The organism is Streptomyces sp. GMY02 (assembly GCF_019056675.1).
Taxonomy (GTDB): domain Bacteria; phylum Actinomycetota; class Actinomycetes; order Streptomycetales; family Streptomycetaceae; genus Streptomyces; species Streptomyces odonnellii.
Genome location: NZ_CP077658.1, coordinates 2,075,121 through 2,089,208, shown reverse-complemented (window position 1 = coordinate 2,089,208; position 14,088 = coordinate 2,075,121). Strand labels below are relative to the sequence as shown.

The window sequence follows — 14,088 nt, the reverse complement described above, 5'->3', positions numbered from 1 at the left end:
GTTCCGGCGGGTTGGTTTCGTAGTGTTTCGGTGGTTATAGCGTGAGGGAAACGCCCGGTTACATTCCGAACCCGGAAGCTAAGCCTTACAGCGCCGATGGTACTGCAGGGGGAACCCTGTGGGAGAGTAGGACGCCGCCGAACAAACTTTATGAGAAATGCCCTGTACTAGAGGTTTTGGTACAGGGCATTTCTGCGTTCATCGCCGTTCATGACTCATTCAAGTCCCGTTCAGAATCGAGGTTCTGAGAACCGCTCAACATCAGGTATGCTCTACCTCGTTGCAGCGCCCCAATAGCTCAGTCGGTAGAGCGTCTCCATGGTAAGGAGAAGGTCTACGGTTCGATTCCGTATTGGGGCTCCGTACAAGAGAAGGCCCCCGCCACCCGGCGGGGGCCTTTCTCGTTGCCCAACTCCTTGATCCTGACCAGGACTAGTTGTGACGGGGCTCCGGGACGCGCATCGCGAGGATCGCCATGTCGTCGGAGGCCGGCTCCGCAGCGAAGCGTTCCACCGCTCGCAGCACGCGCGAGGCGACCGCGCCCGCCGTCAGTCCCGTACAGGTCGTCAGAACATCGGTGAGGCCGTCGTCACCCAGCATGCGCGAGCCCTCCCGGCGTTCCGTGACGCCGTCGGTGACGCACAGCAGGACATCGCCCGGGTCCAGGGTGAGCGTCTGCTCGTACAGCTCCAGATCCTCTATCACGCCGAGGAGCGGCTGCGGTTCTGCGGCCGGTTCGACCGTGCCGTCCTGGCGCAGACGCAGCGGGAGCGGATGGCCGGCGCAGACCACCTTGATGATCGCGCTGCCGTCCTCCTGCGGCCACAACTCGCCGTACAGCAGCGTCAGGAAGCGGCTGCGGGCGCCCTCGTCGAGGATCGCCGCGTTCAGCCGTTCCAGGACCGCGGGTCCGCCGAAGCCCTCGCGGGCGAGCAGCCGGAGGGCGTGCCGGGCCAGGCCGGTGACGGCCGCGGCCTCCGGTCCCGTACCGCAGACATCGCCGATGGCGAAGCCGTAGGCGCCGTCCCGGATGGGGAACAGGTCGTAGAAGTCGCCGCCGACTTCGTTGCCCTCGCCCGCCGCGCGGTAGATGACATCGACCTCCACGCCCGGGACTTCGGGGAGCCCCGGTGGCAGCAGGCTGCGCTGAAGGGCCTGGCTGATGGCGGTGCGCTCGGAGTAGAGGCGGGCGTTGTCGAGGGCGAGTGCCGCCCGGCGCGAGAGGTCCTCGGCGAGTTCGAGGATCTCCTGGCGGAAGTGGTCGTCCGAGGGCTTGCCGAGGGTCAGCATGCCGATCACGCGGTTACGGGCCACCAGCGGGAGGACGACGGTCTCGCCGCCGACCGTTCCCGCCGTCGCCAGGGTGCTGCCGACGCCCGAGGAGAGCGGGGTGGAGGTCCGTCCCAGCTCGCGCATGGAGGTGCGCAGCGCGGCCCGGTGGGCGGCTTCGGCGGGGGCGGTCCAGATACGGGCGCCGGGAGTGGGAACGGGATCCGGCGGGTTGATCTTGGAGAGAAGGGCCTTGAGGCCGTCGATGCGTTCCTCGTCCTCGTGGAGCACGTACGAGAGGTACGGGTCGGAGGACTGGTCGGCGATGGTGTAAACGGCGCACCAGGTGGCGAGGGTGGGGACGGTCATCTGCGCCATGAGGGCCAGGGTCTGGTCGCGGTCGAGCGTTCCGGCGAGCAGATCGGAGGCTTCGACGAGGAAGGAGAGCGAGCCGCGCCGGAGGCGTTCGAGTTCGCCGAGGCGGGCGGACTCGACGGCCAGGGCGATACGGTCCGCGGCGAACTGGAGACGCAGCGCCTCTTCGTTGGAGTAGCGGCCCGGGCCTTCCGCGGCGACACCCAGGGAGCCGGTCAGCCGGCCCTCCACCTTGAGGGGGACGGTGACGACGGAGCGCATGCCGGTGTCGTTGAGGAGCGGGACGGCGCCGGGGACGGCCGTGAGGTCGTCGTGGACGGCGGGCATCCTGGCGGAGCCGTACCGTCCGGTCCCGGCCTCCACGGGGACGCGTGCGAAGCGCTGGCGGGCGGAGGGGAGGCCGGTGGAGGCCCGTACCTCCAGCTCCGTCTCGTCGTCCGTGGCGAGCAGCAGGAAGGCCGAGTCTCCGTCGAGCATGTCGCGGGCGCGTTCGACCGTGCGCTGGAGGAGTCCGTCGAGATCGTCGGGGGCCGGGGAGCCGATGAAGACCTCGAAGGGGTCCATGGCACGGTTCTCGGCGCCCTGGTCGCTCACGGAGCCGCGTAGCGCGGTCTGGATGACGGCGCGCTCGTGGTTGCGTACGAGGAGACAGACGGTGGACGGCTCGCCGTGCGTGTCGCGGACCCGGAGGTGGGACGCGTAGACGGGAACGACCCGGCCGTCGGCGCTGCGGATCCCGTAGCTGCCCTCCCAGCGGGAGAGCTGGAGCGCTTCCGCGATGCCGCTGCCGAGGCCGGGGGTGTGCGGCCAGGCCGCGATGTCGGGCAGCGGCTTGCCGATTACCTGATCGGCCGCGTACCCGAAAATATGTTCTGCATCTTCGTTCCAGCTCACGATGGCGGCGCCGCGGTCGATCTGGACGACGGCGACCCGTACACGTTCGTCGGCGACGGGAAGCAGGCTGGTCGGGAGGACCGGTCCGGCCAGGCGGGTGCCGACCGGGCGCTCGGGAAGGTCGAGCTGGAACCAGACCTGCTTGTACGTCGGGGTGTACTCGACGCCCCAGCGTGAGGCGAGGGCGGCACAGAGCAGCAGTCCCCTGCCGTTCTCGCGGTCGGCGTTGGCGAAGGACCGCCGGGTGCCCTGGATGGGGATCTCACGCTCGGGGTAGCGGTCGGCCACCTCCACGCGGACGCCGTCCTCCATGCGCAGGCAGAGCACATCGGCCGAGGTGCCGGCGTGGATGACGGCATTGGTGACGAGTTCGCTGGTCAGGACGACGGCGTCGTCGACGACATCGGAGTGGCCCCAACCCTGGAGCGTGTCGCGTACGAAGGCGCGCGCGGTCGCCACGGACCGTCCGACGGGGTCGAAGCTGGCCGCCGCCCGCGCGGTGATCACGGAACTCCTCGTACGCGTTTCGACGCCCGGCTCTGCCATGATCGGCCCGCCCCTCCAGGTGCCCGGTGGTAGTACCTTCGCCGCACCGCCCCTGCCGGGCGGACCGGGGCGGTTGGACAGCCGGATGCCAGGTTACTTACCTTCGCAGTCCGAGCGGATGCCGGTCGCCGCTGTTTCCGCCCCGAGAAGGCGGGGACGCTATGCGAAGCTGCCGAACTGTTATGGCCTGGTTCGGCCGTGGTGAAACACTGGGCAGGCTTCCGGAGACAGCCCGGCGGTACGGTCAACCCCTGCGGGAGGGACACGGTGGAGTCTGGCACGGCGTCGCGTGGCGCGAGTACGCGCGCGAAAGGCGGACGGTCCCGGAGCAATGGGACCACCGAGGTGGACACGGCGGAGCTGCAGAGACTGCTGGCAGCCCTGGTGTCCATGCGCGACGGCAACTTCCGCAAACGGCTGACCGTCTCCGGCGACGACGTGATGGCGGAGATCGCCGCCGTCTTCAACGAGGTCGCGGACCGCAATCTCCATCTCACGGGCGAGCTGGCCCGGGTACGGCGCATGGTGGGGCGCGAGGGGAAGCTCACCGAGCGGCTGGAGACCGGGGCCTGCGAGGGTTCCTGGGCCGCGGCCATCGACGCGTCGAACGCGCTGGTGGACGATCTGGCGCGACCCGTCTCCGAGGTCGGGCGGGTGCTCTCCGCGGTCGCCGAGGGCGATCTCGAGCAGCGGATGGAGCTGCGCTCGTACTCGCCGGACGGTACGGAGCGGCCGCTGCGGGGCGAGTTCCTGAAGGTGGCCCGTACCGTCAACAATCTGGTCGACCAGCTCTCCGCGTTCACCGACGAGGTGACGCGGGTGGCGCTGGAGGTCGGTACGGAGGGCAAGCTCGGCGGCCAGGCCAAGGTGCGCGGTATGTCCGGATCGTGGAAGGACCTCACGGATTCGGTCAACACGATGGCGTACCGGTTGACCGCTCAGGTACGTGACATTGCTCTCGTTACGACGGCCGTCGCCAAGGGCGATCTGTCGCGCAAGGTCACGGTCCATGTGGCCGGCGAGATGCTTCAGCTCAAGAACACCGTGAACACCATGGTGGACCAGCTCTCGTCGTTCTCCTCCGAGGTCACCCGGGTGGCCCGGGAGGTGGGCACCGAGGGCGAGCTGGGCGGTCAGGCGACCGTGCCCGGGGTGGCCGGGGTGTGGAAGGACCTCACCGACTCGGTCAACACCATGGCGGGCAACCTGACCAGCCAGGTGCGCGGTATCGCGGAGGTCACGACGGCCGTCGCCAACGGCGACCTGTCGCAGAAGGTCACGGTCAGCGCACGGGGCGAGGTCGCGCAGCTCGCCGAGACGATCAACCAGATGACCGAGACGCTCCGTACCTTCGCGGACGAAGTGACCCGGGTGGCGAGCGAGGTCGGCGCGGAGGGGCTGCTCGGCGGCCAGGCACAGGTGCCGGGCGCCGCCGGCACCTGGAAGGACCTGACGGACTCGGTCAACACGGTCTTCCGCAATCTGACGACCCAGGTGCGGGACATCGCGCAGGTGACGACGGCGGTCGCGAACGGCGATCTCTCGCAGAAGGTCACCGTCGACGTCGCGGGCGAGATGCTGGAGCTGAAGAACACCGTCAACACGATGGTGGACCAGCTTCAGTCGTTCGGTTCCGAGGTGACACGGGTCGCGCGGGAGGTCGGTGTCGAGGGCCGGCTCGGCGGCCAGGCCGAGGTGCCGGGCGCGGCGGGTACCTGGAAGGACCTCACCGACTCGGTCAACACGGCTTTCCGCAACCTGACCGGCCAGGTGCGGGACATCGCGCAGGTGACGACCGCCGTCGCCAACGGTGATCTGACCCAGAAGGTCACGGTCGATGTGGCCGGGGAGATGCTGGAGCTGAAGAACACCGTCAACACGATGGTGGCGCAGCTCTCCTCCTTCGCCGATCAGGTCACTGTGATGGCCAGGGACGTGGGTACGGAGGGCCGGCTCGGCGGTCAGGCGCGGGTCGACGGCGTCAGCGGTACGTGGAAGGAACTCACCGACTCCGTCAACTTCATGGCCGGGAATCTGACCGATCAGGTGCGCCAGATCGCTCAGGTGACCACGGCGGTGGCGCGTGGTGACCTGTCGCAGAAGATCGATGTGGACGCCCGTGGCGAGATCCTCGAACTCAAGAACACCATCAACACGATGGTCGACCAGCTCTCGGCCTTCGCCGACCAGGTGACCAGGGTCGCGCGCGAGGTGGGTACGGACGGCCGGCTCGGCGGTCAGGCGAAGGTGCCGGGGGTGGCCGGGGTCTGGCGGGATCTGACCGACTCCGTCAACGGGATGGCCGGGAACCTCACGGATCAGGTCCGTAACATCGCGGGTGTCGCCACGGCGGTGGCGCGCGGTGACCTGTCGCAGAAGATCGATGTGGACGCGCGCGGCGAGATCCTTGAGCTGAAGAACACCCTCAACACGATGGTGGACCAGCTCTCCAACTTCGCCGAGCAGGTGACCCGGGTGGCCCGCGAAGTGGGCACCGAGGGCATTCTCGGCGGCCAGGCCGAGGTCCAGGGCGTCTCCGGCACCTGGAAGGACCTCACACAGTCCGTCAACTTCATGGCGAACAACCTGACGTCGCAGGTCCGCAATATCGCCGAGGTCACCACGGCGGTCGCCAAGGGCGATCTGTCCAAGAAGATCACCGTCGATGCCAAGGGCGAGATCCTCGACCTGGTCACGACCGTCAACACGATGGTCGACCAGCTCCTCAACTTCGCGGACGAGGTGACGCGAGTCGCCCGTGAGGTGGGTACGGAGGGCATTCTCGGCGGCCAGGCCAGGGTCCGGGGCGTCACCGGCATCTGGAAGGACCTCAGCGACAACGTCAACACCATGGCCAACAACCTGACCAGCCAGGTGCGGAACATCTCGCGGGTCTCGGCCGCGGTCGCCAACGGCGACCTCACCAAGAAGGTCACGGTCGAGGCGCGCGGCGAGGTCGCCGAACTCGCCGACACCGTCAACACGATGGTGACGACACTGTCGTCCTTCGCGGACGAGGTGACACGAGTCGCCCGCGAGGTGGGTACGGAGGGCGAACTGGGCGGCCAGGCCCGGGTGCCGGGCGTGTCGGGTACGTGGAAGGACCTCACCGAGTCCGTGAACTCGATGGCGTCCAACCTGACCGGTCAGGTGCGCCAGATCGCCACGGTCACCACCGCCATCGCGAAGGGTGATCTCACCAAGAAGATCGACATCGACGCGCGTGGTGAGATCCAGGAGCTCAAGAACACCATCAACACCATGGTCGACCAGCTCTCCTCGTTCGCCGAGGAGGTGACCCGGGTGGCCCGTGAGGTGGGTACGGACGGTCAGCTCGGCGGACAGGCGCGGGTGCGGGACGTCGACGGCACCTGGCGCGACCTCACCGAGTCGGTGAACGAGATGGCCGGCAATCTGACCCGCCAGGTACGGGCGATCGCCGCCGTCGCCACCGCGGTGACCCGCGGCGATCTCAACCTGAAGATCGATGTAGACGCGGCGGGCGAGATCCAGGTCCTCCAGGACAACATCAATACGATGATCGCCAATCTGCGGGACACCACCCTCGCCAATGAGGAGCAGGACTGGCTCAAGGGCAACCTCGCCCGGATCTCCGGTCTGATGCAGGGCCGCCGCGACCTCGACGACGTCGCCTCGCTGATCATGAGCGAGCTGACCCCGGTGGTGTCGGCCCAGCACGGCGCGTTCTTCCTGGCGATGCGGACGGGCGCGGTGCCCCAGGTCGGTACGGACGGCGGCAAGGACGGTTCGTACGAGCTGTGCATGCGCGGCAGTTACGGCTACTCGGCCGGTTCGATGCCGACGGTCTTCCGGCCCGGCGAGACGCTCATCGGCACGGCCGCCCAGGAGAAGCGCACCATTCAGGTCAATGTGCCGCCGGGTTATCTGAAGATCGCGTCCGGGCTCGGGGAGGCGGCGCCGGCCCATGTGATCGTGCTGCCGGTGCTGTTCGAGGGGAAGGTCCTCGGAGTGATCGAGCTGGCCTCGTTCCAGCCGTTCACGCACATCCAGAAGGACTTCCTCAACCAGATCGCCGAGATGATCGCGACGAGCGTCAACACCATCAGCGTCAACTCCAAGACGGAGGTGCTGCTGAAGCAGTCGCAGGAGTTGACGGAGCAGCTCCGTGAGCGCTCGGCGGAGCTGGAGAACCGGCAGAAGGCCCTTCAGGAGTCCAACGCGGAACTGGAGGAGAAGGCCGAGCTGCTGGCCCAGCAGAACCGTGACATCGAGGTGAAGAACACCGAGATCGAAGAGGCCAGGCAGGTGCTGGAGGAGCGGGCCGAGCAGCTCGCCGTCTCGATGCGCTACAAGTCGGAGTTCCTGGCGAACATGTCGCACGAGCTGCGCACCCCGCTCAACTCGCTGCTCATCCTCGCCAAGCTGCTCGCCGACAATGCCGAATCGAATCTCTCGCCCAAGCAGGTCGAGTTCGCCGAAACGATCCACGGAGCGGGCTCGGATCTGCTCCAGCTCATCAACGACATCCTCGATCTGTCGAAGGTCGAGGCGGGCAAGATGGATGTCAGCCCGACCCGGATCGCGCTGGTCCAGCTCGTCGACTATGTGGAGGCGACCTTCCGGCCGCTCACCGCGGAGAAGGGGCTCGACTTCTCCGTACGGGTCTCGCCGGAGCTGCCCGCGACCCTGCACACCGATGAACAGCGCCTGTTGCAGGTGCTGCGCAATCTGCTCTCCAACGCGGTGAAGTTCACCGACAGCGGTGCGGTGGAGCTGGTGATCCGCCCGGCGGGCGCGGATGTGCCGCACGCCATCAGGGAGCAGCTCCTGGAGGCGGGTTCGCTGCGCGACGCCGACGGCGACCTGATCGCTTTCTCGGTCACCGACACCGGGATCGGGATCGCGGCCAGCAAGATGCGGGTCATCTTCGAGGCGTTCAAGCAGGCGGACGGCACGACCAGCCGCAAGTACGGCGGTACGGGCCTCGGTCTCTCCATCAGCCGCGAGATCGCCCGGCTGCTGGGCGGTGAGATCCACGCGGCGAGCGAGCCGAGGCGCGGCTCCACGTTCACGCTCTATCTGCCGCTCCACCCCAGCGAGCTGCCGCCGCAGGGCTATCCGCAGTTGGCGCCCGCGGGCGTGCGGCAGGGGCGCGCGGCCGACGACGGTACGGGTTCGGGCGAGCCGGCGGGCCAGCAGGTGGAGGTGGCCTCCCCGGCCGGGGAGGAGCCGGGCCCGGCCGCGCTGTTCCGGCGCCGCCGCAGGGGCCCCGTCGGCGGGGCGCAGCGCTCGGGTCCGCCGGGACAGGGCACCCAGAGCCTGCCGCGGGGGAGCACGGCCGCTCAGGGCCGTCAGGAGCCCCGTACGTCCCGACCGGGCGGTACGGGCCGTCAGGACGCACTCCGCGAGAGCCGTACGTTCGGCTTCGCCGGAGAGAAGGTGCTGATCGTGGACGACGACATCCGCAATGTCTTCGCCCTCACCAGCGTGCTGGAGCAGCACGGACTCTCGGTGCTGTACGCGGAGAACGGCCGCGAGGGCATCGAAGTCCTGGAGCAGCACGACGATGTGACGGTCGTTCTGATGGACATCATGATGCCCGAGATGGACGGGTATGCCACGACGACGGCGATCCGCAGGATGCCGCAGTTCGCCGGGCTGCCCATCATCGCGCTCACCGCGAAGGCGATGAAGGGCGACCGGGAGAAGGCCCTTGAATCGGGTGCTTCCGACTATGTGACCAAACCGGTTGATCCCGACCATCTCCTGACGGTCATGGAGCAATGGATGCGGGACGCGTGACCGGCGGCCGGGGGAAAAGTCACAATGTCCTGACGGAGTGCGCCCGACGGCGTGTGAGGCGGGCATATTCGGGGAACCTTCTGGTCTCGCGCTACGTTTCTGCTTTGTGCACAGTGACATCACGGTGACAGGGTGTGGCGACAGGCGGGGTGCGGCTACCATGACCGGCACAAGGACGGACGGCGTAAGGGAGTCGTCCCCTGGGGCGGCGCCCGGTGTGACGCGGGGCGCTGTGAGCGGGGGGCATCCCATGCCGGGGCGAGGAGGACGGGCGGCCATGGTGCAGAAGGCCAAGATCCTCCTGGTCGATGACCGGCCGGAGAATCTGCTGGCGCTGGAGGCCATTCTCTCCGCGCTCGATCAGACACTGGTGCGGGCATCGTCCGGGGAGGAAGCGCTCAAGGCGCTGCTGACGGACGACTTCGCGGTCATCCTGCTGGATGTCCAGATGCCCGGGATGGATGGTTTCGAGACGGCCGCGCACATCAAGCGCCGTGAGCGGACGCGCGACATCCCGATCATCTTCCTCACGGCCATCAACCACGGCCCGCACCACACCTTCCGGGGATACGCGGCGGGCGCGGTGGACTACATCTCGAAGCCGTTCGATCCCTGGGTGCTGCGCGCCAAGGTCTCGGTGTTCGTCGAGCTGTACATGAAGAACTGCAAACTCAAGGAACAGGCCGAGCTGCTCAGACTTCAGTTGGCCGGAGCGGGCGAGGCCAAGGAGCCGGCCGGTCTGCTGGCCGAGCTCTCCGCGCGGCTCGCGGCTGTCGAAGAGCAGGCGGAAGCACTCTCCAAGCAGCTCGACGACGATTCGGCGGACGCCTCCGCCGTGGCGACCGCCGCCCATCTCGAACGTAAACTCACCGGATTGCGGCGGGCGCTGGACGCGCTGGAGCCCGGCACCGGAAGCGGTACGCCCACCCTTCCCTCGCAGAGCTGAAGCCTCCGGGGGAGCCGAAGTCCCTTGCGGAAGTGAAGCGCAGGAGCGACCGGCGGACAGGAACCGCTGAATCGGCGTCAGTTTGCTGCTGACTTGCGGACGACACATACGGGTGAAGCGGTGGGCACACGTGTCGACGGCCGTGCACACCGGTAACCTCACCACCATGGCCTCACGTACGTCCGGCAAGGGTTCCCAGGGCACGGCGGGCGCCGCGAAGCCGCGGGCCGGCCGTACGACCGGCGCCGCGAAGGCGGCACCCGCCAAGAAGAGCGCGGCGCAGAAATCGGCGCCCTCGAAGAAAGCACCGGCCAAGAAGGCGCCCGCGAAGAAGGCCGCCGCCAAGCCGGCACCCAAGCCCGCGCCGTCCCCCACCGGCGGTGTGTACCGGGTGGTACGGGCCGTATGGCTCGGCATGGCGCACGGTGTCGGCGCGATGTTCCGCGGCATAGGGCGTGGCGCGAAGGGCCTCGATCCGGCGCACCGCAAGGACGGGCTGGCGCTGCTGCTGCTCGGCGTCGCACTGGTCGTCGCGGCCGGAACCTGGTCCAATCTGCGCGGCCCGGTGGGCGATCTGGTCGAGATGCTGATCACCGGGGCCTTCGGCCGGCTCGATCTGCTGGTGCCGGTCCTGCTGGGCGCGATCGCCGTACGCCTGATCCTCTACCCGGAGCGGCCCGAGGCCAACGGGCGGATCGCGATCGGGCTCTCCGCGCTGGTCGTCGGGGTGCTCGGACTGGTGCACATCGCGTGTGGCGCCCCCGGGCGCGACGCGGGCACCGACGCGATGCAGGACGCGGGCGGGCTGATCGGCTGGGCCGCCTCCATGCCGCTGATCGTCGCCATGGGCGAGGTCCTCGCCGTACCGCTGCTTCTGCTGCTCACCTTCTTCGGTCTGCTGGTCGTCACCGCCACCCCGGTCAACGCCATTCCGCAGCGGCTGCGGCTGCTCGCCACCAGACTCGGCGTCCTCGCACCCGCGAACGCGCCGGAGCGTACGGACGACGAGCGGTACGACGAGGAACGGTACGAGGACGACGACGAGCGGTACGACGACCAGTGGCGCCAAGGGCTGCCCGCCGTGGCGGGCCGCCCGTCCGCGCGCCGGAGCGGAACCGGACCGTACGACCACGACCGGGCCGAGGCCGAAGCGCTCAAGAAGCGGCGCAGGCCGCGCCGCGCCTCCGTACAGCCCGCCATGGACCGGCCGATGGACGCGGTGGACGTGGCCGCGGCAGCGGCGGCCGCACTGGACGGCGCCGTACTCAACGGAATGCCGCCCTCGCCGATCGTCGCGGACCTCACCCAGGGCGTCTCCGTGGACCGGACGCGCACGGGCGACGGGCTTTCCGGCGAACCCCCGAGCGCGTAACGGGCTTGGGAGGGGCACAGGGGCCGCAGGACGCCGACGAGAGCGCCGGCGAGCGCTCCGTGCCCCTGCCCGGCGCCCGTGAGCCCGGCAAGCGCGGAGCGGGCGCCGCGGCCGTCGCGGATCTGACCAAGCCCCCGCCCCCGATCGACAAGCCGCTGCCCCCGCGCGCCGAACAGCTCCAGCTCCGCGGGGACATCACCTACGCGCTGCCGTCGCTGGACCTGCTGGAGCGCGGCGGGCCCGGCAAGACACGCAGCGCCGCCAATGACGCCATCGTCGCCTCGCTCACCAACGTGTTCATGGAGTTCAAGGTCGACGCGGCCGTCACCGGCTTCACCCGTGGCCCGACGGTCACCCGGTACGAGGTGGAGCTGGGCCCGGCCGTGAAGGTCGAGCGGATCACCGCGCTCACCAAGAACATCGCGTACGCCGTGGCCAGCCCCGACGTACGGATCATCTCCCCGATCCCCGGCAAGTCCGCGGTCGGTATCGAGATCCCCAACACCGACCGCGAGATGGTCAATCTCGGTGATGTGCTGCGGCTCGCGGACGCCGCCGAGGACGACCATCCGATGCTGGTCGCGCTCGGCAAGGACGTCGAGGGCGGCTATGTGATGGCCAACCTGGCGAAGATGCCGCACATGCTGGTCGCGGGCGCCACCGGCTCCGGCAAGTCCTCCTGCATCAACTGCCTGATCACGTCGGTGATGGTCAGGGCGACCCCGGAGGACGTACGGATGGTCCTCGTCGACCCCAAGCGTGTCGAGCTGACCGCGTACGAAGGCATCCCGCACCTGATCACGCCGATCATCACCAACCCCAAGCGGGCCGCCGAGGCGCTCCAGTGGGTCGTACGGGAGATGGATCTGCGCTACGACGACCTCGCCGCCTACGGCTACCGCCACATCGACGACTTCAACCGGGCCGTGCGCGACGGCAAGGTGAAGACGCCGGAGGGCAGTGAGCGCGAGCTGTCGCCGTACCCGTATCTGCTGGTGATCGTGGACGAGCTGGCCGATCTGATGATGGTCGCGCCGCGTGATGTCGAGGACGCCATCGTCCGCATCACCCAGTTGGCCCGCGCCGCCGGGATCCATCTCGTACTCGCCACGCAGCGGCCCTCGGTGGACGTGGTGACCGGCCTGATCAAGGCGAATGTGCCCTCACGGCTCGCCTTCGCGACGTCGTCGCTGGCGGACAGCCGGGTCATCCTCGACCAGCCCGGTGCGGAGAAGCTGATCGGCAAGGGCGACGGGCTGTTCCTGCCCATGGGCGCGAACAAGCCGACGCGTATGCAGGGCGCGTTCGTCACCGAGGAAGAAGTCGCGACGGTCGTCCAGCACTGCAAGGATCAGATGGCGCCGGTCTTCCGCGACGACGTCGTGGTCGGAACGGCCAAGAAGAAGGACATCGACGAGGACATCGGCGACGATCTGGATCTGCTGTGCCAGGCCGTCGAGCTGGTCGTCACGACGCAGTTCGGCTCGACCTCGATGCTCCAGCGGAAGCTGCGCGTCGGCTTCGCCAAGGCGGGCCGGCTGATGGACCTGATGGAGTCGAGGAACATCGTCGGACCCAGCGAGGGGTCCAAGGCGCGCGACGTCCTGGTGAAAGCGGACGAAGTGGATGGAGTGCTCGCCGTGATCCGTGGGGAGTCTCAACCGTAGGAAGCGGAATCTCCCAGCGAGTCCGAAGCGCGCCTGTACGAGTCCCGGAAGAGCGGCCGGATCAGGCCTTGTCCCGACGCGTCCGAGCGAGTCATGGAAGATCCGGCAGAACCCGAGGGAAATCGAAGGCAACCGTTTCCCTTGGGCAAACGTCAAGTTGGTGAGGAACAGCTCCCTGTCCCCTCGCCACGCCGTCCGGTCATTCCGATGGCGTACAAAGTGCATCCGCCCGGTTGCCCCACCCTTTCGTACCACCCATAGACTGAACGTCCAGCAGGTGGCTACACGCTCGAAAGGCGCCCCCGTGTCCATCGGCAACTCCCCCGACGGCAGTGCCCCCGACGGCAACTCCCCGGAAGACGACCGGAATCCTCCCGACGAAGACCGGACCGCCCTTGAGAACTCCCTTGAGGACGACTGGAATTCATCTGAAGAAGATCAGCCTCTGATCGAAGATGACCGTCCTTCGGTCGGCCAGACCCTTCAGCAAGCACGTACGGCCGCCGGTCTGACCGTCGACGACGTCAGCGGCTCCACACGTGTGCGCGTCCCCATCGTGCAGGGGATCGAGCAGGACGACTTCTCGCGCTGCGGCGGCGATGTCTACGCCCGTGGCCATATCCGAGTGCTCGCCCGCGCGGTGGGGATCGATCCCGAGCCGCTCGTCGAGCAGTTCGACGCGGAACACGGCGGGCCGCCGGTCCCCACTCCCGCGGCGCCGATGTTCGAAGCGGAGCGGATCCGGCCGGAGCGGCGCCATGCCAACTGGACGGCGGCCATGGTCGCGGCGATCGTCGCCGTGGTCGGCTTCGCCGGCTTCACGCTGATCGGCGGCGAGGAGGACACCGGCAAGGCCAAGCAGGCCGCCGAGGGCCCCAAGCCGCAGAAGAGCGACCTCAAGCCCAGCCCCACCAAGACGGTCAACCCCAAGCCCGAGCCGTCGGACAGCGCCATCGCGGCGGCGCCGCTCGACAAGGTCACGGTCCGGCTGTCCGCCATAGACGACAAGAGCTGGATCTCGGCCAAGGCGCACGACGGCAAGCTGCTCTTCGATGGACTTCTCAACAAGGGCGACTCCAAGACCTTCCAGGACGACGAGCAGATCGATCTGATTCTCGGCAACGCCGGGGCGATCGAGCTGTTCGTGAACGGCAAGAAGGTCGAGGACGAGTTCGAGCCGGGACAGGTCGAGCGACTCTCGTACACCCAGGGCGACCCCGAGGCCGGCTGAGCAA

4 protein-coding genes, 1 tRNA gene, 1 rRNA gene and 1 pseudogene are annotated in these 14,088 nt (G+C 68.4%); 6 read left to right on the top strand and 1 reads right to left on the bottom strand.

What is annotated here, in order from left to right; genetic code table 11:
- Window positions 1-26 precede the first annotated feature (26 nt).
- Window positions 27-143: ribosomal RNA gene (gene rrf, locus KQY30_RS08645) — 5S ribosomal RNA — on the top strand.
- A gap of 144 nt (window positions 144-287) precedes the next feature.
- Window positions 288-360, top strand: a tRNA-Thr gene (locus KQY30_RS08640).
- Between the two features lie 72 nt (window positions 361-432).
- Here the strand turns inward: KQY30_RS08640 and KQY30_RS08635 are convergent.
- A complete protein-coding gene (locus tag KQY30_RS08635; RefSeq protein WP_217306338.1) occupies window positions 433-3,084 on the bottom strand; it encodes a SpoIIE family protein phosphatase in 2,652 nt (883 codons plus the stop codon).
- A 267-nt stretch (window positions 3,085-3,351) separates the two neighbouring features.
- On the opposite strand from KQY30_RS08635, the gene KQY30_RS08630 reads away from it, so the two are divergent.
- From KQY30_RS08630 to KQY30_RS08615, 4 genes and pseudogenes are all read left to right on the top strand, one after another.
- Complete coding sequence (locus KQY30_RS08630) at window positions 3,352-8,868, top strand: HAMP domain-containing protein (RefSeq protein WP_217306337.1); 5,517 nt, start codon at window positions 3,352-3,354, stop codon at window positions 8,866-8,868.
- 277 nt (window positions 8,869-9,145) lie between these two features.
- Complete coding sequence (locus KQY30_RS08625) at window positions 9,146-9,814, top strand: two-component system response regulator (RefSeq protein WP_046497340.1); 669 nt, start codon at window positions 9,146-9,148, stop codon at window positions 9,812-9,814.
- A 166-nt stretch (window positions 9,815-9,980) separates the two neighbouring features.
- Window positions 9,981-12,853, top strand: a pseudogene (locus KQY30_RS08620) (DNA translocase FtsK).
- Window positions 12,854-13,298: 445 nt separating this feature from the next.
- Window positions 13,299-14,084 carry a helix-turn-helix domain-containing protein gene (locus KQY30_RS08615; RefSeq protein ID WP_254407555.1) on the top strand — a complete coding sequence of 262 codons (786 nt, stop codon included), beginning with the start codon at window positions 13,299-13,301 and terminating at the stop codon, window positions 14,082-14,084.
- Window positions 14,085-14,088: the final 4 nt, after the last annotated feature.